Origin of the sequence: Mesorhizobium sp. B2-3-4, assembly GCF_006442315.1 — a bacterium.
GTDB lineage: Bacteria > Pseudomonadota > Alphaproteobacteria > Rhizobiales > Rhizobiaceae > Mesorhizobium.
In genome coordinates this window covers 1-18,764 of record NZ_VFVY01000039.1, presented here as the reverse complement: position 1 = coordinate 18,764, position 18,764 = coordinate 1, and the positions used below count along the sequence as shown (strand labels likewise).

The window sequence follows — 18,764 nt, the reverse complement described above, 5'->3', positions numbered from 1 at the left end:
GCCCCTGTGCAATACAGGAACCAGCCCTTAAATCTACCAGCTCAATGAACCGTCCAACTTTCGGGGGTCAGTTCATCTGGCCGGTCTTTTTGCGTTGGCGGCTCCGTTGCCGCAAAATGGGCCGGAGGCTCAGGCGGCATAGCCGCGCTTCCTTGGCTCCTCGTTCCGCATGATTTCGCCGCGAATTCCTCGGCAACGGCGACCCTTCCGTGAACGCGTCGCGGCACGACGCCGCCCGTCGCCAATTCCCAGCAATCGACCCGCGCACGCCAAGGCAGGGCAGCCATTGCCCCTGCCTGCTCGATGTTTTTCGCATCATATGGGATTGCGTTGAACGGTTTCTTATGTAATTTTCCAAAAAATAGTCGGAAATCGACATAAAAGGGGAATTGAATGTGGGATTTCGTCAGCACGAGTGATCTCGACGACACCGAGCAGGCGGTACTTTCCCAGCTCAAGGTCGATGGGCGGATGTCGAGCGTCGATATCGCCAAGCGCATCGGCGTCACCGAAGCGACAGTGCGGCGCAAGATGGCGCGCGTGCTCGAGGATCCGGATATCTCGATCCAGGCCGTCGTGCGGCCGCTGCGCAGCGATGTCGGCATAGCTGCCATCGTCGGGCTCGACGTCGACCGCGAGCACATCATCAGCGTCGCCCGCAAACTGTCGGAGTACTCGTTCGTCGACAGTGTCTACGCCATGACCGGGCCGTTCGACATCATCATCCAGCTCACCTTGCCATCGACGACCAGCCTGCACGACTTCCTGGTCAGCGAACTGGCGAACGTTCCCGGGATCAAGGATTCCGAGAGCTACATGATCGGCCGCGTGTTCAAGCACTCCGGCCGGGCCTACCAGCGCAGCAAAACAGAAGAAAAAAGAGGGTAAAACAATGGGTAGATTCTTTTCCGCATCGCGCCGCCGCGTCCTGTCCGTGCTTGCCGCCGCGCCGCTCTTCCTGTCTTTGGCGTCCACGTCCCATGCCGATGGGCTGATCGACCAGATCAAACAGCGCGGCACCATCGTCGTCGGCACCGAGGCCGCCTTCGAGCCGTTCGAATTCGTGCGCGACGGCCAGATCGTCGGCTACAACAAGGACATTCTGGACTATGTGGTGAGCCAGCTCGGCGTGAAGCTCGACCAGCTCAACCTGCCGTTCCAGGGCCTGTTGCCGGGGCTGCTTGCAAAGAAGTTCGACCTGATGGCGACATCGACCGGTATCAATCCCGAGCGGGCGGCGAAATATGCCTATACGCGGCCGACGGGCTCGTTCGAGAACGTCATCGTCGTGCGCGCCGACGAGGAGCGCATCAAGAAGCCGGAAGACATCAACGGCATGGTGGTGGCGACGCAGCTTGCCTCCTCGGTGCAGCCGGTCATCGAGGCCTATGACAAGGAACTCAAGGACAAGGGCGGCAAGGGTGTCGGCGAACTGAAGCTGTTCACCTCCTTCCCCGAGACCCATGTCGCACTCGCTTCGGGCCAGGTCGATGCGATCGTCATTGCCTCGCCTTCGGCGGCGGTGCTGATGAAGAACGTCCCCGACACCTACAAGGTCGTCGGGTCGATCGGCGAATTCTCATATCTGTCCTGGGTCGTGCGGCCCGAGGACAAGGACCTGCGCGAATTCATCAATGCCAAGATCGGCGAGCTGAAGGACAGCGGCAAGCTCAAGGAGATGCAGCTGAAATGGTTCGGCTTCGAGATGAAGACGCCGGACCAGGGCTATCTGCCGCCCGGCGCGCTCTGAGCCGTTTGGTCCCTTGAACATGTCCGGCGCGGCGCAAGCGATGCGCAGCCACTGATGTCGCACGCGCCATGCCGGACGATGCCTCTCCGTTCGAGTTGGAAAAATGTTCCATTTTTCAAAGACTCTGACTTTCCTGCCGCAATTCCTGACCGGCGCGGCCATCACGCTCGGCGTCTCGGCGCTGGGCTTCCTGGTCGGCACGCTGATCGGCTTCGGCTTGCTTGCCTGCGGCCGGTCGCGCTGGCGCGTGGTCCGCTGGATCGGCGCGCTCTACACCAGCTTCATCCGCGGCACGCCGCTGATCGTGCAGATCTTCGTCGTCTACTATGTATTGCCGGGTCTGGTCGGCATCGACCTGCCGCCGCTTCTGGCGGGGATACTGGCGCTCTCCTTCAACAGCGCGGCTTTCGTCGCCGAAATCCTGCGCGCCGGGCTGACGCGCATTCCAGCCGGTCAGTACGAAGCGGCCAAGGCGCTTGGCCTGAAGCCTGTCGTGACCTGGTTCAAGATCATCCTGCCGCAGCTCCTGCGCGCCATCATTCCGCCGATGGTCAACGAGTTCACCATGCTGGTGAAGGCATCGTCCATCCTGTCGGTGATCGCGGTGGTCGAGCTGACACGGACCGCGCAGAACATCATGAATGTCACCTACCGGCCGGTCGAGGCGTTCTGCGTCGCGGCGGTCCTCTATTTCATCGTTCTGTTCTCCTGCAGCCTTCTGACCAGGCATCTGGAGCGAAAGGCGGATGGAGCGCGGGCATGAGCTTCGACTTCGCCGTCATATCAGACAACTGGCGGATTCTCGCCCAGGGTTTCGGCAACACGATATTGATGTGCGCCGTATCGCTGCCGCTTGGCTTCGCGCTTGGCGTCGTGCTGGCGCTGGTCCGGCTGCGCGGCGGGCGGCTGCCGGCGGCGATGGTGTCGGCCTATGTCGAGCTTTTCCGCAACATCCCGTTCCTGATCCAGATCTTCCTGCTGTTCTACGCCTTGCCGATGTTCGGCATCCGGCTCTCGCCGGTGGTGGTTTCGATCGGCGCGCTGTCGGCCTATGCCAGCGCCTATTCCGCCGAGATCATCAGGGGCGCCATCCAGTCGATCTCCTATGGCCAGGTCGAAGCCGGCTACGCGCTGGGGCTGCGCTACCTCACCATCTTCCGCAAGGTCCTGGTGCCACAAGTGCTCGGCTACATCCTGCCGGCGGCCACCAATCTCACCATCACATTGATCAAGGAATCGGCGATCCTGTCGGCGATCACCGTCCCCGAGCTCACCTACATGGCCCAGAACGTCATCGGCCGCACCTTCTCGCCGGTGGAGATCTTCACCGCCATCGCATTGCTGTACTGGGGGCTGACCGCCCTTGTGGCAGTGATCTCGCGCAGCCTGGAGCACAGGCTGCAGCCCCATCTCGCAGCCCGCCGTGGCGCCTGATCAAAAGCCTTTCAACACAGAGGAGACCCCATGTCCAAGCTCACCACCGCGCCGCGCGATGTCTTCCAGACGTTCATGAATTTCCCGCTGGTCGAGGATCTCGACACGCTCAAGGCCGATGTCGCCATCATCGGCATGCCCTATGGCGATCCCTACACGATCGACGAACTGATCAACGACCAGACCAACGCGCCGACCGCCGTGCGGCGCGCGTCCAAGCGCATCAGCCAGGCGCTCGACCGCTATGATTTCGACATTGGCGGGCCGGTCTTCGCCGGCCAGGACATCAAGGTGGTCGATGTCGGCGACGTGCCCGGCAACGCGGCCGATCATGTCGGCCATTACAAGCGCGCCGAGCAGGCGATCCGCAAGATACGCGCCGCCGGCGCCCTGCCGATCACCATCGGCGGCGACCATGGCATCCCGATCCCGATCTTCCGCGCGCTCGACGGCGAAGGCCCGATCACGCTGGTGCAGCTCGACGCGCATCTCGACTGGCGCGACAATGTCAACGGCGTCAAGGAGGGCTATTCCAGCACCATCCGCCGAGCCTCGGAAATGGCGCATATCAAGGATATTTTCCAGGTCGGCGTCCGTGGCCAGGGCAGCGCGCGCACCGAGGAGGTGGAAGCGGCGCGCGCTTATGGCGCCAACATCATCACCACCAATGAATGGCAGGATATCGGCACTGCGGCGCTGCTCAAGCGCATTCCCGACGGCGGCCGCTACTACCTTACCATCGACGCCGACGGGCTGGATCCCGCCGTCATGCCGGCGGTGGAGGGCCCGCAGCCCGGCGGCATCAGCTACCGCCAGACGATCGAGCTGATCCAGGGGCTGGTCGGCAAGGGCAAGCTCGTCGGCATGGACATCGTCGAGATCGCGCCGGCACGCGATGTCAACGAGATCACTTCGATGACGGCGGGCCATATCATCCTCAACGTCATCGGCGCTGCCGTGCGTGCCGGCTATTTCAAGCGCTGAGCTTCCATCGCCTGTTTATTCCATGTCGGCCGGGCAACCGGCTGACATGGTGTTGCGCCCGGTCTTCGACCGTGTTTGCGGTCGCGCACGAAACATCTTGACGGCGCCCCCGTGGCGCATTCTACAGAAGGTGCCCCCATTAGGAGACGCCAGATGTTTGGTGCCGTCCCGCTTTTGATCGTGCCTTTCGTGCTCTACAATCTCGGCCTGCTCGGAATATTCGGCGGCGGCGACGATCCATGGGCGAGCGAAATCTTTTCGTTCAGGATGATGTCAGGCGGGGTGTTCTCGATGACGCTCGGCGACCTGATGGTGCTGATCGGCCTGATCTTCCTGTTCCTCGAAATGGTGAAGTCGGCGCGTACGACGAGCGCCTCGATCATGGACCATCTCCTGTCGACGCTGGTTTTCGTCGCTTTCCTGGTCGAATTCCTGCTGGTCAAGGGCGCCGCGCACTCGATCTTCTTCACGCTGATGATCATCGCGCTGTTCGACGTCCTGGCCGGGTTCGCGGTATCGATGCGGTCGGCCAGCCGCGATATCAATTTGAACTAGAAATCAGCCCGGGTCGGCGGTGAAGCCGGCGGCCTCGATACCGGCGATCGCGGCCGCCTCGTCATTGTCCGACGTGTCGCCGGAAATACCGACGGCGCCGATGATGTTGCCTGCCTTGTCGCGGATCAGCACGCCGCCAACGACCGGCAGCACGCGTCCGCCCGACACGTCGGAGATGCCGGCGACCAGATGCGGACGCTCCTTGGCGAAAGCCTCGACCTTGCGCGAGCCCATGCCGATCGCCAGCGCGCCATAGGCCTTGCCATCAGACATTTGCGGACGCAGGAACGAGGCGCCGTCCTGGCGCTGGAAGGCGACCAGATGGCCACCGGCGTCGAGCACCGAGATGCCGAGCGGCTTGAGTTTGAGCTGCGCGCCCCTGGCGAAGGCGGCATCGATGATGCCGACGGCTTTTTCGAGCGACAGTGCGGTCATGGCAATCTCCTGTTGAACAGCCCGATCATCAGCGGCCAGCCGTACGAGGCAATCCCGTTTTCAGTTGAAATTCATTCTTGCGAAGCTGCAGGATGAAGGCGCGCCTGTCTGGATGAGGTCACGACCGCGCGGTTCAGGCGGGGAAAAAATGGCGGCGAGGTGGCGCTATTTTTTCTTGGCTCGGGCCGGCTTCTTGGCGGGCTCGGCAGGCATGTTGGCCAGATCCTCGGCTTCCTTGGCGAGCCGCAGCGCCCGCAGCTTGTCGGTCTTGGCCTTGCGGGCGTCGCTCTCGGCGACGTATTCGGCCATGGCTTTCTGACGGACCGTAGCCGCCTCTTCCTGCTTCTTGAAGCGCAGGTCGGCACGCGCGCGGGCAGTGTCCCTAGAGTTCTCTACCAAGAGCCTATCCAATCCCGTCAAGTGTGATTTCCGTCCCTTGTAGCAGAGGCGGCCTCTCAACGGGGGAAAATAGTTGGTCAGGCGGCCGGGCTGGCGTCGGCGGCCTTTTTGGCAACCACCGCTTGATAGGCCGCTTGCAGCGTCGCGCGGACAGACGGACCGGCTGTATCGAGCGGTATGCCGAGGTGCTCATGGCGCAACTCGTCCATGAACTTCTCCCACATTGGCGGCCCACCCTGTTCCAGGAGCTCTGCGCGGATCGAGAGTTCCTCGCTGGTCGGCAGCCAGACGCGGCCCCAGGCGCCGAGATGAGCCAGGATGGGCACCAGCGTGATGGCCATCTCGGTCAGGCTGTAGATCGCCTTCTGCTTGTGGCTGGGGTCGTCCGCCTTGGTCAGCATGCCGAGCTCCATCAGCCGCTTCAACCGGTCCGCGAGGATGTTGGAAGCGATGCCTTCGATCGAGCCGTTGAGCAACTCGCGAAAATGGCGCCTGCCGCCGAAAATCATGTCGCGCAGGATGATCAGGCTCCAGCGGTCGCCGAACACCTCGAGCGAGAGATTGATCGGGCAGCCGGACCGGCGATCGAGGGCCATTCGCTTTTCTCCACAAAACCAGTTGCATTATCGTATCAGTTTTATTATCGTGCAACTGATTGCAAAATGCAAGCAGATGAGAAGGAACGTGAAATGTCCACCAACGACCGTCCCGAGATCGTATCCGAAGCCTTTGGCGATCCGGCGGATCCGGCGCTGCTGCTGATCATGGGCGCCATGGCCTCGATGCTGTGGTGGCCGGAGGCGTTCTGCCGTGAACTGGCGGATGCCGGCCTCCATGTGATCCGCTACGACAATCGCGACACCGGCCGGTCGACCAAATATCCGGCGGGAGAGCCACCTTACACTTTCGACGACATGGCCGACGACGCCATTGCCGTGCTCGACAGCCATGGCATCGGCAAGGCGCATGTAGCGGGCATGTCGATGGGCGGGATGATCGCGCAGCGTGTAGCGCTCGGGCATCCCCTGCGGGTCGCGTCGCTGACCGTGATCAGCAGTTCGCCCGTCGGGATCGACACGTCGCACCTGCCGCAGACGACCGATGCCTATCTGGAGCATTCGGCCGCCGGCGCCGACGTCGACTGGACGGATCGCCGCCAGGTGATCGACTTCATGGTCAAGGATGCGCGGGCCATTGCCAGCACCGCACATCCGTTCGACGAAGCCGGGATGAGAGTGTTCATCGAGCGCGATTATGCCAGGTCCGGGGGCTTTCTGAGCGCCACCAATCATTTCATGCTCAAGGGCAGCGACCAGTGGAAGGGCCGCCTGCACGAAATGGCGGCGCCGCTTCTGGTCATCCACGGCACGTCGGATCCGATCTTCCCGGTCGAGCATGGCGCGGCCCTGGCCCAGGCTGTTGCCGGCGCGGAACTCCTTCGCGTCGAGGGCGGCGGTCACGAACTGCATGCGGATGACTGACCCGAGATAGAAGCCGCCATCGTCAGCCACGTCCAGCCCAGCTGATACTTCGCGGATGAGCCTTGACGGACAAGGCTCATCGCAATAGTTAAGTAAACGCTTCAGTATTGTGATCGACGAACCAGAAACCGAGTATTAGAATGTCCCTGACGCTGCACTTCCATCCGCTGGCCTCCTTCTGCTGGAAGCCGCTGATCGCGCTCTACGAGAACGCCACGCCCTTTGTGCCTGTCATCGTCGATCTCGGCGACGAGCAGTCGCGCGCGGCCTTCCTGGAGATTTCACCGACCGGCAAGATGCCGGCGCTGCGCGACGATGCGCGCCAGCGCACGGTGCTGGAATCGACCATCGTCGTGGAATATCTGGCCGCGCACTATCCGGGACCGGTCGACCTCGTGCCGGCCGACATCGACCTGGCGCTGGCGGTCCGCCAGGCCGATCGTTTCTATGATTTCTACGTGCAGGAGCCGATGCAGAAGATCGTCGGCGACAGGCTGCGGCCGCAGGACAGGACCGATCCATTCGGCGTCGAGCAGGCGCGGGGCCAGTTGCGCAATTCCTACGCCATCATCGAACAGGAGATGCAGTCGCGGGAATGGGCCGTGGGCGATGCCTTCACCATGGCCGACTGCGCGGCATCTCCAGCGCTATTCTACGCCAACAAGGTCGAATCGTTCGGCGACAAATATCCTGCCGTGAAGCGCTACCACGACCGGCTGATGCAGCGCGCTGCCTTCATCAGGGTGATCGAGGAGGCGCAGCCTTACTTCAAGTTCTTCCCCTACAATGACGGCTGACCGCGATGCTGCACGATCCCGCCCAGCTCGACCTGATGTTCCAGGCGCTCGCCGATCCGGCGCGGCGGCAGATGGTCGACAGGCTGTCGCGCGGTCCGGCATCGGTCAGCCAGTTGGCCGAGCCGCTGGCGATGTCGCTGTCGGCGGTCGTCCAGCACCTGAACCTCCTGGAGGCGAGCGGCCTCGTACGCACGCAAAAAGTCGGGCGGGTGCGCACCTGTCAGATCGATCCGAAGGCGCTGCGGGCCGCCGAGCACTGGATCAATGAACGGCGCCTGTCATGGGAGCGCCGGCTGGACCGGCTCGGCGATTTCCTGGCTGAGACCCGCGACGAAACATGAAGGAGAGCTCAGTGAGCCACCGATCCGTCGTTCATTCCACCTTTGTCGTCGAACGGAGCTATCCGGCGGCGCCGGCGAAAGTCTTCTCCGCCTTCAGCGACCCGGATGCCAAGCGGCGCTGGTTCGTCGATCCCCACGACCCGGCGCCCAGCCGGCACGAGATGGACTTCCGCGTCGGTGGCAAGGAGGTCAATGCCGGCTGTCCGAGCGACGGACAGATGCATTTCTTCAATGCTGTCTATCAGGACATCGTGCCGGACCAGCGCATCGTCTACAGCTATGAGCTGCTGTTCGGCGAGACCCGCGTCTCGGTATCTCTGGCAACGATCGAGTTTTTGGCGGAACACGGCGGCACAAGGCTCGTGATGACCGAGCAGGGCGCCTTCTTCGACGGCCACGACAGCCCGGCCACGCGTGAACATGGAACCGGCGAACTGCTCGACGCGCTCGGCGTCTTCGTGAATTCTCAATCCTGAGGGGGCAAGTAGGGCGTCATGGCGAGAAACGGTCAGGCTTCCCAGAATTGATCGAGCCAGATGTTCAGTTTCAGGAAGCCGGCATTGCTTACCGTGTAAACACGTCTTGTGCCTTCAGCCTTGGCGTTGACCAGCCCGGCGTCGAGCAACACTTTCAGATGCTGCGATACGGCCGGGCGTGAGACCGGCAGCCCAGCCGCCAACTCGTTGACGGTCTTCGGACCGCGTCGAAGTTCTTCCAGAAGATGGCGCCGATTGGGGTCGGCGATCGCCATGAAGGCGTCGGAAAACATCATGCCTCATTTGTGAGGCAAAGTGTTTCGATTCTCAACTGTTTGCTTCTGCTTTTCTTCTCGGATCGAGCCGCAATGCTTCGGGTGTCACGGAACGGTCGGCGGGCTGTGTCTTGAAGGCGTCGCGACCTTCGATAGGCACCGGTGCGCGGCGGCTGATGCGCAGCAGCGTGTAACCGGCCAGCGACAGATGCGCGAAGGCGGTCGCCAGGAACAGGCCCTCCGGCCGCATCCAGCCCATCAGGGCGGCGGCCAGCAAAGGGCCGATCATGGTGCCGAAGCCGTAAAGCAGCAGCAGCCCGCCCGATACCTTGACGAAGTCCTCCGACCGCGCGTGGTCGTTGGCATGGGCCACGGCGATCGAATAGAGCGTATAGGCGAAAGCGCCATAGGCGGCGGTGAAGACGATGACGAAGACGCCGGAACGCGGTTCGAACAGGAAGATCAGGAGCGCGAACAGCGCCGCGCCGAAGGCGGCGCCCGCGAGCACGAAACGGCGGTCGGTCTTGTCGGAGAGGCGCCCGGCCGGAAGCTGCATGGCAGCACCGGCGACGACCACAAGGCTCATCATCAAGGCGATCTCGGCCGTCGAGATGCCGATGCGGGCGCCATAGACGGCGCCGAGCGTGCCCCAGGCGCCGTTGGCGATGCCGATCAGCAGGCAGGCGATCGCCGACACCGGAGAGTTGGCGTAGAGGCCCTTGACGTCGAGCTTGACGTCCTGGAGCGGCTTGGGGTGGGAGGCGCTCGAAACCGCGGTCGGGATCAGCGACAGGCAGAACAGGATGCCGGTAATCATGAACAGCGACGCCGATTTGACGTCACCGCCGGCGACGATCATCTGTCCGCCCATGATCGAGGCATAGGTGACCATCATATAGAGGCCGAAGACGGTGCCACGGTTCTCGTTGGTGGCCTTCTCGTTCAGCCAGCTCTCGATGACCATGAAGGCGCCGGCCATGGTGAAACCGGTGAAGGCACGCAGCAGGATCCAGACATATTCGTCGATGACCAGGCCCGTCAGCAGCGCCACGATGGCGCCGGACGCGGCAAAGGCGCCGAAGGCGCGCACATGTCCGGCGCGGCGCACGATGCGCGGCGCAAAGAAACAGCCGGTGACGAAGCCGCCGGCCCAGGCCGTGCCCATCAGACCGAGCGAAGCGGTGGAAAACCCTTCCACCTGGCCGCGCAATGGCAACAGCAACCCGTGCAGTCCCGATGCCGCCAGAAGGAAGGCGGTGCCGCGAAGCAGGGAAAGGATCGGTCTGTAGGCTGCGAGCATTTTTTGATCCGGCTGGGGACTGGGAGGACGCAGGTTTGAAGACAGTCGCATTCGGGCTTTTCGGCGGCGGACGGTTAGCCCAGCGAGTTATCCACGGCGAAACAGCGCCTCGGCGGCCGACTTGGTGTTGTCCTTGGTCTTGAGTTCCGTCTCCAGACGGCTGATCTCGTCACGCAGGATGCCGATGCGCTCGGACAATTCGCCGACGGAAAGCAGCGACAGGTCCTGCCCGATCTCGTGCGGGCGTGCCTTCTTCCTGGGTTCGTCGTCGAAGATCGCCATCGTCGCTCCTCCTCCGCCAGACCAGATTGGCCATTTGCCTGATTTGCCAATCAGCATACATAGGGCAGGGGCGTCGATGCAAACAGCCGATGAAAGCCGGCGAGGAAAGACGGGAAACTTCATGGCGAGCGGACAGAAAATTCCGGCACGGATGACGGCGATCGCGATTTCGGAGCCGGGTGGCCCCCGGGTGTTGAAGCCGGAAATGCGCGAGGTGCCGGTGCCCGGCCCCGGCGAAATCCTGATCAAGGTGCATGCCGCCGGCGTCAACCGACCCGACGTGCAGCAGCGCAAGGGTGCCTATCCGCCGCCGCCCGGCGCATCCGACCTGCCTGGCCTCGAAGCGTCGGGTGAGGTGGCCGCGCTTGGCGATGAAATATCGCGCTGGCGCATCGGCGACCGGGTCTGCGCGCTCACGCCCGGCGGCGCCTATGCCGAATATGTAAGGGTTCATGCCGGCAGCGTTTTGCCGCTGCCGGCGGGCTTCACGCACACCGAGGCGGCGGCCGTGCCGGAAAACTATTTCACCGTCTGGCACAATGTGTTCGAGCGCGGCGGGCTGAAGAAGGGTGAGACGCTGCTTGTCCATGGCGGCTCGTCCGGTATCGGCACCACGGCGATCCAGCTTGCCTCGGCCTTCGGCGCTTACGTCATCACCACCGCCGGCAGCAAGGAGAAATGCGACGCCTGCCTGAAGATCGGCGCGGACCGCGCGATCAACTATCGCGAGCAGGATTTTGTTGCCGCCGTCAAAGAGGCAACGGACGGCAAGGGTGCCAACGTCGTCCTCGACATGGTCGGCGGCGACTATGTCCAGCGCAATTACGAGGCCGCCGCGATCGAGGGCCGTATCGTGCAGATCGCCGTCCAGGCCGGCGCGGTGGCGAGCGCCGATTTTTCCAAGATCATGATCAAGCGGCTGACCCATACGGGCTCGACGCTGAGGCCGCGCACCGTCGAGTTCAAGGCGGCGATCGCGGCGGCGCTGGAGGCGCAGGTCTGGCCGCTGCTGGGCACGCGCAAGGTTGCTCCCGTGATGGACATGATCTACCCGCTCACCGATGCCTGGCGCGCGCATGAGCGGATGGAAGAAGGCGATCATATCGGCAAGATCGTGCTCGACGTGGGCTAGGCCGGCACCACCTGAATCCCGCCACGTCCGGGGCGTGCCGCTCCTGCCTGCAAGCTGAACAAAAGCTTAATGGTGCAATGCAGCATTTGCATCATTGCTATGCAAAATCAGCCGTTCAAGTCCGGATCGGTGATCACTATTTGAGCATCATCGAAACGAACCCAATTTCAGGAGGACTACCATGAACCCGATCCGCGCTTTCCGTAACTGGCGCATGTACAACGAGACCGTTCGCGAACTGAACCGCCTCAACGCCCGTCAGCTCAGCGATCTCGGCATCAATCGCGCCGACATCGAACGGATCGCCCGTCAGGCGATCTGATTGCAAGCGCGATCCCGCCGTAAGGCGGGGTCGCAATGCAGAGCCGTCGCAGACGCCTTGTTCGTCGCCGGTTCCGAGCCCGCTGGACCCCGTCCGGCGGGTTTTGTCTTTTGGCGCGACTGTAAGCGCGCTCCCCCATTCAGTTCTTTCAACGCCACCGCGGGCTTGACCTCTTTTTACGGCATGCCATCTTGAAGGCATGGGGATCGGTTGCCGCGTGAGGGCGTGGTGGTCCGGCCGGCAGATACAACGCCGAAGAAGGCTTCACGCCCGATGTTCGATGATCTTACTGACAAGGTCTACGAAGCTGCTTTTGTGCCCGACCTGTGGCCTCGGGTGCTGTCCGACATAAACGCGGCGTCAGCCTCCCTGGGAGGCGCCGTCTTCCTGTTTACCGACGACCAGCCTGTGCGCGGCATGACGGTGCCGCTGCTGCAGGACTTGCTCAGCGAGTTTCTTCTGGGCGACACGTTGCAGTTCTCCACCGCTGTTTCGCGTATGTGCGCGGTACAGCCGGCGAGTTTCGTCGATGTCGAGAGTTTCCTGACGGCTGAGGAAATCGAAAACGACCCGGTCAGGGTTCGTCTGCGTGCCCTTGGCATCGGCGCGCATACCTGCACCGCCATCCCGATGCCGAGCGGCGAGCTGGCGATCTTTGTCTTCCAACGCAGGCTTGGCGAGGGCCGCTACGATGCCCGCAGCTTCGAGGTGCTCGACGCTCTCCGGCCGACCATGGCGCGGGCAAGCCTGATCTCGGCAAGGCTTGGCCTCGAGCGAGCCCGGGGGACCGTTGCCGCCATGACCGCGATTGGACTGCCAGCGGCCGTGCTCTCATCGAGCGGGCGTGTGCTCACGGCCAATACGCTGCTCGAGGCAATGTCCTCCGTTTTCCTGCCCGTCGCCCATGGCGGCATGGCGATCGGCGATGCGAATGCCAACCGGTTGTTTCAGGAGGCTGTCATGGCGGCGCGCGGTGAGGTCGAGCCGTCGGTTCGGTCGATCCCGATCCCGGCCGGGTTGGACAGGCAGCCGCTGATCCTCCATGTCCTGCCACTGCGCCGCGCGGCGCATGAGGTTTTTTCCGGCGCCGACATATTGATCGCCGCGACAGCGGTCAGCGCGAGTTCCATCGTGCCGTCGCCAAGCCTGCTGGCTGGCCTGTTCGATCTGACGCCCGCCGAAGCTCGCCTTGCTTCGGCGCTTTCGCAGGGACGTCCCTTGAAGGAGGCGGCGGCGAGCTCCAACATCACGGTAAAAACCAGCCGGACGTATCTTGAGCGTATCTTCACCAAGACCGGGACGAGGCAGCAAAGCCAACTCGTGGCGCTGCTCAAAAGCGCGGATATGCCTCAAGTCACGAGACGGGACCCGGAATGATCGCGGATTTGCCCGATCGCATCTACGAGGCGGCGTTCGTCCCTGAATTATGGCCAGAGGTCCTTGACCAACTGAGCCGCGTCTCGAACTCGGCCGCCGCCTCGCTTATCCTGTTCAACGGCATCGCCCCTCCGAAGTTCGCCGCGACCGATTTGATCCGCCCGGTGCTGGAGGCGTTCGATGCGGCCAATGGCTGGCAGAACAGCGACGAGGTGCAGCTTCTGTTTTCCATGACGCCGCCGTCGGCCTTTGTCTACGATGCGGACTATTTCCCTCCCGAAGCGCTGGAGAGCAACCATCTGCGCCTCGACCGCACCAGGCCGTTGGGGATAGGTGGTCAGGTCGGCTCGTTCGTCTTCATGCCGACAGGAGAAATGGCGCTGTTCTCGACGGAGCGCTGGCAGCACAATGACCGTCCTTCCCCGGATGAGATGTCGCGTCTGAACGCCTTGCGGCCGCATCTCGCCCGGGCCGGCCTGGTCGCGACGAGACTAGGGCTGGAGCGCGCCAGGGGAACCGTCTCCGCGATGGAGAAAATGGGATTGCCAGCCGCGGTGCTTTCCTCGACCGGGAGGGTTGTCGCCGTCAATCAGCTTCTGGAGACGATGCCATCTGTTTTCCGTCCTGCCGCCCGTGGTGACATGTCGATCGGTGACCGGGAGGCCGATCTTTTGTTCCAGCAGGCAATCCATGATGTCCCCGGCCATGCCGAACCGCCGGTCAGGTCGATCCCGGTGCAGCCGCGGGAAGGCCGACCGCCGCTCATCATCCACCTGTTGCCTTTGCATCGCGCCGCCCACGACATCTTCTCGGGCGGCCACATGCTGATGGCGGCCACGGCGCTGAGTGCCAGTTCGATGGTTCCATCGCCGGCCTTGCTTACAGGTCTGTTCGACCTGACGCCGGCCGAAGCGCGCCTTGCCTCGGCACTGTCGCAAGGGTTGGCACTGAAGGACGCGGCCGCTGGCCTCAAGGTCACCGTGAAGACCGCACGGACCTATCTCGAACGCATATTCGCCAAGACAGGCACCCGCCAGCAGAGCCAGCTCGTAGCGCTGCTCAAGGGCGCTGACCGGTTCCCGCCATCCTGATCGCCGCGAGAAATGCGATGTCAGCGGCGGCGCAGCGGTTCGGTGTTCTTGAGCAAGGCCACGAGTTCGCTCTGCTGGCGGGTCGCTGTCTTGGCGAATATACGTTCGAGATAGGTGCGGCCGGTCTTCACCGTGATGCCGCCACTGGCAGCGATTTCCTTCAGCGACCGTCCCGAGACCAGGCCGGCGGCAAGACGGGCCTCGGACGGCGTCAGGTCGAAGAGAGCGCGGACATGAAGATCAAGGCCCTCACGGGCGCGCGGCGTGACCTCGTTGACCATGATCACCGCGCGGCGCTCGCCCGTCAGCCCATAGGCCTGGGTATCGACATAGGGCGCGACGGACAGCACGAGGCGGGGGTGGTCGGACAGCTTGTGCTCTGAAGGCACCAGCATCGCGCCGCCCGTTCCCGGCATGACGCCGTCGCTCGAGGAACAGGCATCGACGACAAGCCGCCGCAACGACATGGTGTCTTGCGCGTCCGACAGGACGATCTCACCTTCCTTCAGTTCAAATGGCCCGCCGGGAAGGGCCAGCAAGGTCTCGGCCACTTCGTTCATCTGCAGGATACGGCAGTGGCCGTTGACCATGAACATGCCGAAAGGCAGATGCGAGAAGGCCGAGGCCAGGGCCGAGGTGTTTTCCAGTCTGCGGCTGATCTGGCCGGCCCGCAGCAGGTGCGGCGCGAGCTTCTGGAAGAAATCGATCTGATCGCCGGCAAAAGGCTCCTGCCAGGCGCTGCGATGGACGTCGATCATCCAGTAGGCGTCGCCTGACGAAAACAGATTGCAGAGTAGCCCACGGTGCATGTCGCGCGGCCGAAAGAGATCTTGCCAGACCTCGCTGGCGTGCCAGGCGGCCTCGCCCTCGATATGCGCATAGTCGTGAATTTTGCCGATGGGCAAGGCGACCGCTTTCAGCGCGATGGGATCGCGCAGAAAGACCTCCGTCGCGCGGGGTTCATTGAGTTCCGGATCGTCGACCGTCGATATGGAGCCGCCTGCCCGGGGACCGATGCGCGCTATGCAGCAGCGGGAGCCGCCCATCATCTCACGCAGAGCTGTAACGACAGGATACCATCGCGCTTGGTCGTAGGCTGCTTCGTAGATGTTGGCGACGATGGTGCTTACGTCTTCAACGGTGATATTGGCCATTGTCCCCCGATGGCGGAATTCCCGTGCTTCTTGAGACGTAGCGCCGCAAGACCGTTCGACAAGTCGCGAAATGATTGCCGGCGCGGTCGATGAATCCTCGGGCGTATCTGCCATGCCGCCCGGAGATGTGACGTCGGGGCAACACATCATCCCACGCGGAAAATAGCTTCGCGAAAACAGAAGAGTAGTCGTCATATGCCGACTGTTCGAATGCCTGGGCCATGGGCAGTCTCCGCGCCACGAACAGGTATTCAAAGGTCCGGCTGACACCGCCGGCCTTGCGGCTTCATCGAAATGGACTGGGCGGGGAAATGGCAGGCATTGGAAATTCAGAGAAATCCATCGGCGGTGCAGTGATTGCCAGATGGAAAGGGAGCCGGGCTCCTGTCTATTCGGCCTTGATCGTGTCAGCGGTTCTGACCATCGGGCTTGGCACTTCGGCGTCTCAAGCCGCCAGTTGCGAGGGGGGTGACGATCACGGCGAATCCAGTTCATTTGCCTGCGGCAATTCCGACACCTATAGCCCGCATTCGGTGGCGCTTGGTGAGCTTGCCCAGACTGGAGAACCCGGTACGACGGACACCTCCAATGTCGCCGTTGGCTTCGATGCCTATGCCTCCGGATCGAGCGTCGCCTTGGGCTCCGAGACCAAGGCGGGCGATACCAGCAATGGTATCGAGGACAGCAAGTTTCACACGGCGGTTGGCAACGGAGCCGAGGCCGGACAGGTCATAGGTGCGCAAAGTTCAACTGCCCTCGGCACATTCGCCAAGGCCAATGCCTCTTTCGCAACTGTTGCCGGCGCCAACTCGACGGCCAACTTCAATGGCTCGATGGCACTCGGCGCCAATGTCGGCACCACGCGCGAGAACCAGGTGGCGATCGGCAACGGCAACAATACCTACACTTTGGCCGGCGTGGCCTCGCAGGCCAGCATCGATGCCCAGGGTGGTCCGACCTATCTGATGACGACGGATGGCAACGGCAACCTCGCGGCCTCGACATTCGATACGGCGACGCTCGAAGCTCTTCCTGGCCAGGTTTCGCAGAACACGACCGCGATTTCCAATCTGAACACCACCGTCAGCAACCACACGACGCAGATCAACGCCAACACGAACGAACTCGCCAACCACGAAACGCGAATCACGGACAACACCAACGCGATTGCCGTGCACACCACCCAGATCGCGAATCTCGACACGCGGGTCACCACCAACACCACCAACATCACTCAACTGGATGGGCGGGTCGGGGCGCTGGAATCCGGGTTCGAGGATCTCGGCGGCCAGATCAGCGAGAACCGCACCGAGGCGCGGGCCGGTACGGCCCTGGCGCTGGCCACGGCGGGACTGCGCTATGACGACCGCCCGGGCAAGCTCTCGCTTGCCGGCGGGTTCGGCAACTTCAAGGGACAGTCCGGCCTGGCGCTCGGGCTGGGCTACAATCCAAGCCTCGACTTCCGTCTCAATGGCGCGATTTCGGCAACCACCAGTCACGGTGATGTCGGCGTCAGCCTCGGCGCTTCCTGGACCCTTAACTGATCTTGGCTTGGGCAGTGCCAATCGCACGCATATGGCGGACCGGCGTGCGGGCAATCTGTCTTGGGCGGGGGGCGATCGTTGCCGGCGCCGTTGTGGCGTTGGCGACGGTCGCTGGCCCACCGCCCGCCCATGCACAAGCGAAGGAAAAGCGGGTCGCGCAGAAGGTCGCCCATGCAGCCGGCATCGATCGTAACGGCATCCTGATCCTGATTCGCGGCACGCTTCTGGCACTCGACCAGGCTAACAAGACCGGTAACTACACCGTGCTGCGCGATCTCGGCTCGCTGAATTTCCAGGCCAACAGTGCTGCCCAGCTCGGCGACATCTTCGCCAACCAGCGCAAGCAGGCGCTGGACTTTGGCGCCGTGGCGGTGCTCGAGCCGCAATTGACGCTGCTGCCGCAGATCGAGCCGAATGGCATGCTGCATATGGCCGGGTTTTTCCCATCGGCGCCTCTCCAGGTCAATTTCGAGTTGCTGTTCGAGCCTGTAAACCGGCAGTGGAAGATTTTCGGGGTCTCCGTCAATCTGAAGCCAGGCGGCCCCGAGGCACCGGAGACGTCGGCTGTCGACCAGCCGAAACCGGCTGCTTCCGGCCCTCCGCCCGATGCGCCATCCATCGCTGTCCAACCGAAGGCTGGCGCAAAGCCGGCCAAACCTTAACCGGGCGGACGCTCGCTGCCGCGGCTCGGCGACGCCACTTGCCAGCTTTTCCAAAAACGTTGCGAAACAGCGAGGGAACGGCTATACAGGCCGCGAATTTCCCATTTTGGTGGCTCTAAACCACCGCCCGCGCGGGAACGCGGGCGAACGAGAAGGATTTTGCATATGGCCAACAATACGCTGCTGATGCCCAAGGCGACCGCCGTCTGGCTGGTCGACAACACCGCGCTCTCCTTCGAGCAGATCGCGCAGTTCTGCGGGCTGCATCCGCTTGAGGTCAAGGCGATCGCCGACGGCGAATCGGCGCAAGGCATCAAGGGCATGGATCCGATCATGACCGGCCAGCTGACCCGCGACGAAATCGCGCGCGCCGAGAAGGACCCGAACCAGCGCCTGAAGCTTTCCGACCCCAAGGTGCGGGTGCCGGAATCCAAGCGCAAGGGTCCGCGCTATACGCCGCTGTCGAAGCGCCAGGACCGGCCGAACGCCATTCTGTGGCTGGTGCGCAACCATCCTGAACTCAAGGACGCGCAGATTTCGCGCCTCGTCGGCACCACCAAGTCGACGATCGAGCAGATCCGCGAGCGCAAGCACTGGAATTCGGCCAATCTGCAGCCGATGGACCCGGTGACGCTGGGCCTCGCCTCGCAGATCGACCTCGATATGGAAGTCAACCGCGCCTCGCGTGGCCGCGAGCAGGCGCAGCCGGTCGGCGACACGCTGCTGCCCGCCGCACTGACCGAGCGGCTGGTGCCGGCGCCGGAAAAGCCGAAGGACGAGGACGCCGAGCTCGACGCCAATGCGGTCTTTGCCAAGCTGTCGGCTCTGAAGTCGAAGGATACCGATCCGGAAGACGAGGAATAGGCTTTTCGCCTACGCATGAAAAAGCCCGCTTCGTGAACTGACCCCCGAAAGTTGGACACAACCTTCGGGGGTTTTGTATGTCCAGACACAGTGCGAGTTTCAAGCGCTC

At 63.0% G+C, this 18,764-nt stretch carries 25 protein-coding genes; 17 read left to right on the top strand and 8 right to left on the bottom strand.

Translation table 11 applies throughout. The annotated features are described in order from the left end of the window. Nucleotides 1-41: 41 nt before the first annotated feature. A complete protein-coding gene (locus tag FJ967_RS33145) occupies nucleotides 42-413 on the bottom strand; it encodes a hypothetical protein (protein WP_140736517.1) in 372 nt (123 codons plus the stop codon). On the opposite strand from FJ967_RS33145, the gene FJ967_RS33140 reads away from it, so the two are divergent. The 6 genes from FJ967_RS33140 to FJ967_RS33115 all read left to right on the top strand — a co-directional run bounded on the left by FJ967_RS33140 (nucleotide 394) and on the right by FJ967_RS33115 (nucleotide 4,723). Continuing rightward, entirely contained in the window at nucleotides 394-888 is a 495-nt protein-coding gene (locus FJ967_RS33140; RefSeq protein WP_135882151.1) for an Lrp/AsnC family transcriptional regulator, read from the top strand. The genes FJ967_RS33145 and FJ967_RS33140 overlap by 20 nt on opposite strands. Before the next feature lie 4 nt (nucleotides 889-892). Further along, complete coding sequence (locus FJ967_RS33135; protein WP_140736516.1) at nucleotides 893-1,750, top strand: transporter substrate-binding domain-containing protein; 858 nt, start codon at nucleotides 893-895, stop codon at nucleotides 1,748-1,750. Between the two features lie 103 nt (nucleotides 1,751-1,853). Further along, entirely contained in the window at nucleotides 1,854-2,513 is a 660-nt protein-coding gene (locus tag FJ967_RS33130) for an amino acid ABC transporter permease (RefSeq protein ID WP_140736515.1), read from the top strand. Beyond that, nucleotides 2,510-3,184 (top strand): amino acid ABC transporter permease, encoded by a 675-nt coding sequence (locus tag FJ967_RS33125; protein ID WP_140736514.1) that lies wholly within the window; start codon nucleotides 2,510-2,512, stop codon nucleotides 3,182-3,184. The genes FJ967_RS33130 and FJ967_RS33125 overlap by 4 nt, the downstream gene beginning before the upstream one ends. 30 nt (nucleotides 3,185-3,214) lie before the next feature. After that, on the top strand, nucleotides 3,215-4,168 hold the full coding sequence (locus FJ967_RS33120; protein WP_140736513.1) for an agmatinase: 954 nt from the start codon (nucleotides 3,215-3,217) through the stop codon (nucleotides 4,166-4,168). Between the two features lie 153 nt (nucleotides 4,169-4,321). After that, a complete protein-coding gene (locus FJ967_RS33115) occupies nucleotides 4,322-4,723 on the top strand; it encodes a hypothetical protein (protein ID WP_140736512.1) in 402 nt (133 codons plus the stop codon). A 3-nt stretch (nucleotides 4,724-4,726) separates the two neighbouring features. On the opposite strand, the gene FJ967_RS33110 is transcribed toward FJ967_RS33115, so the two are convergent. The 3 genes from FJ967_RS33110 to FJ967_RS33100 all read right to left on the bottom strand — a co-directional run bounded on the left by FJ967_RS33110 (nucleotide 4,727) and on the right by FJ967_RS33100 (nucleotide 6,153). Continuing rightward, complete coding sequence (locus FJ967_RS33110) at nucleotides 4,727-5,158, bottom strand: heme-binding protein (protein WP_140736511.1); 432 nt, start codon at nucleotides 5,156-5,158, stop codon at nucleotides 4,727-4,729. A 165-nt stretch (nucleotides 5,159-5,323) separates the two neighbouring features. Continuing rightward, complete coding sequence (locus tag FJ967_RS33105; protein ID WP_140736510.1) at nucleotides 5,324-5,557, bottom strand: hypothetical protein; 234 nt, start codon at nucleotides 5,555-5,557, stop codon at nucleotides 5,324-5,326. 77 nt (nucleotides 5,558-5,634) lie between these two features. Further along, nucleotides 5,635-6,153: a helix-turn-helix domain-containing protein gene (locus FJ967_RS33100; RefSeq protein WP_140736509.1), complete on the bottom strand. Its 519-nt coding sequence runs from the start codon at nucleotides 6,151-6,153 to the stop codon at nucleotides 5,635-5,637. A gap of 93 nt (nucleotides 6,154-6,246) precedes the next feature. Between FJ967_RS33100 and FJ967_RS33095 the strand changes: the two genes are divergently transcribed. From FJ967_RS33095 to FJ967_RS33080, 4 genes are all read left to right on the top strand, one after another. Then, on the top strand, nucleotides 6,247-7,038 hold the full coding sequence (locus FJ967_RS33095; RefSeq protein ID WP_140736508.1) for an alpha/beta hydrolase: 792 nt from the start codon (nucleotides 6,247-6,249) through the stop codon (nucleotides 7,036-7,038). 140 nt (nucleotides 7,039-7,178) lie between these two features. Continuing rightward, complete coding sequence (locus tag FJ967_RS33090) at nucleotides 7,179-7,835, top strand: glutathione S-transferase family protein (RefSeq protein WP_140736507.1); 657 nt, start codon at nucleotides 7,179-7,181, stop codon at nucleotides 7,833-7,835. Between the two features lie 5 nt (nucleotides 7,836-7,840). After that, complete coding sequence (locus FJ967_RS33085) at nucleotides 7,841-8,176, top strand: metalloregulator ArsR/SmtB family transcription factor (RefSeq protein WP_140736506.1); 336 nt, start codon at nucleotides 7,841-7,843, stop codon at nucleotides 8,174-8,176. An 11-nt stretch (nucleotides 8,177-8,187) separates the two neighbouring features. Continuing rightward, the gene (locus FJ967_RS33080) at nucleotides 8,188-8,652 is read left to right on the top strand and encodes an SRPBCC family protein (RefSeq protein ID WP_140736505.1); all 465 of its coding nucleotides are present in this window, start codon (nucleotides 8,188-8,190) and stop codon (nucleotides 8,650-8,652) included. Between the two features lie 32 nt (nucleotides 8,653-8,684). On the opposite strand, the gene FJ967_RS33075 is transcribed toward FJ967_RS33080, so the two are convergent. From FJ967_RS33075 to FJ967_RS33065, 3 genes are all read right to left on the bottom strand, one after another. After that, nucleotides 8,685-8,948, bottom strand: a complete 264-nt coding sequence (locus FJ967_RS33075; RefSeq protein WP_027031521.1) for a metalloregulator ArsR/SmtB family transcription factor — start codon at nucleotides 8,946-8,948, stop codon at nucleotides 8,685-8,687. A 31-nt stretch (nucleotides 8,949-8,979) separates the two neighbouring features. Continuing rightward, complete coding sequence (locus tag FJ967_RS33070; RefSeq protein ID WP_140736504.1) at nucleotides 8,980-10,227, bottom strand: MFS transporter; 1,248 nt, start codon at nucleotides 10,225-10,227, stop codon at nucleotides 8,980-8,982. 87 nt (nucleotides 10,228-10,314) lie between these two features. After that, nucleotides 10,315-10,509: a DUF1192 domain-containing protein gene (locus FJ967_RS33065; protein WP_140736503.1), complete on the bottom strand. Its 195-nt coding sequence runs from the start codon at nucleotides 10,507-10,509 to the stop codon at nucleotides 10,315-10,317. A 121-nt stretch (nucleotides 10,510-10,630) separates the two neighbouring features. Here FJ967_RS33065 and FJ967_RS33060 point away from each other — a divergent pair, with 121 nt between their 5' ends. The 4 genes from FJ967_RS33060 to FJ967_RS33045 all read left to right on the top strand — a co-directional run bounded on the left by FJ967_RS33060 (nucleotide 10,631) and on the right by FJ967_RS33045 (nucleotide 14,431). Beyond that, complete coding sequence (locus FJ967_RS33060) at nucleotides 10,631-11,641, top strand: NAD(P)H-quinone oxidoreductase (protein WP_140736502.1); 1,011 nt, start codon at nucleotides 10,631-10,633, stop codon at nucleotides 11,639-11,641. 181 nt (nucleotides 11,642-11,822) lie between these two features. After that, entirely contained in the window at nucleotides 11,823-11,963 is a 141-nt protein-coding gene (locus tag FJ967_RS33055; RefSeq protein ID WP_064987068.1) for a DUF1127 domain-containing protein, read from the top strand. 273 nt (nucleotides 11,964-12,236) lie between these two features. Then, nucleotides 12,237-13,340: a helix-turn-helix transcriptional regulator gene (locus tag FJ967_RS33050; RefSeq protein ID WP_140736501.1), complete on the top strand. Its 1,104-nt coding sequence runs from the start codon at nucleotides 12,237-12,239 to the stop codon at nucleotides 13,338-13,340. Then, nucleotides 13,337-14,431 carry a helix-turn-helix transcriptional regulator gene (locus FJ967_RS33045; RefSeq protein WP_140736500.1) on the top strand — a complete coding sequence of 365 codons (1,095 nt, stop codon included), beginning with the start codon at nucleotides 13,337-13,339 and terminating at the stop codon, nucleotides 14,429-14,431. The genes FJ967_RS33050 and FJ967_RS33045 overlap by 4 nt, the downstream gene beginning before the upstream one ends. 20 nt (nucleotides 14,432-14,451) lie before the next feature. On the opposite strand, the gene FJ967_RS33040 is transcribed toward FJ967_RS33045, so the two are convergent. Then, nucleotides 14,452-15,585 carry a helix-turn-helix transcriptional regulator gene (locus FJ967_RS33040; RefSeq protein ID WP_140736499.1) on the bottom strand — a complete coding sequence of 378 codons (1,134 nt, stop codon included), beginning with the start codon at nucleotides 15,583-15,585 and terminating at the stop codon, nucleotides 14,452-14,454. 404 nt (nucleotides 15,586-15,989) lie between these two features. Here FJ967_RS33040 and FJ967_RS33035 point away from each other — a divergent pair, with 404 nt between their 5' ends. From FJ967_RS33035 to FJ967_RS33025, 3 genes are all read left to right on the top strand, one after another. Continuing rightward, nucleotides 15,990-17,129 carry a YadA-like family protein gene (locus FJ967_RS33035; protein ID WP_246675488.1) on the top strand — a complete coding sequence of 380 codons (1,140 nt, stop codon included), beginning with the start codon at nucleotides 15,990-15,992 and terminating at the stop codon, nucleotides 17,127-17,129. Nucleotides 17,130-17,173: 44 nt separating this feature from the next. Next, on the top strand, nucleotides 17,174-17,791 hold the full coding sequence (locus tag FJ967_RS33030; RefSeq protein WP_246675487.1) for a hypothetical protein: 618 nt from the start codon (nucleotides 17,174-17,176) through the stop codon (nucleotides 17,789-17,791). A 165-nt stretch (nucleotides 17,792-17,956) separates the two neighbouring features. Beyond that, the gene (locus tag FJ967_RS33025) at nucleotides 17,957-18,655 is read left to right on the top strand and encodes a DUF1013 domain-containing protein (protein WP_140736497.1); all 699 of its coding nucleotides are present in this window, start codon (nucleotides 17,957-17,959) and stop codon (nucleotides 18,653-18,655) included. Nucleotides 18,656-18,764: the final 109 nt, after the last annotated feature.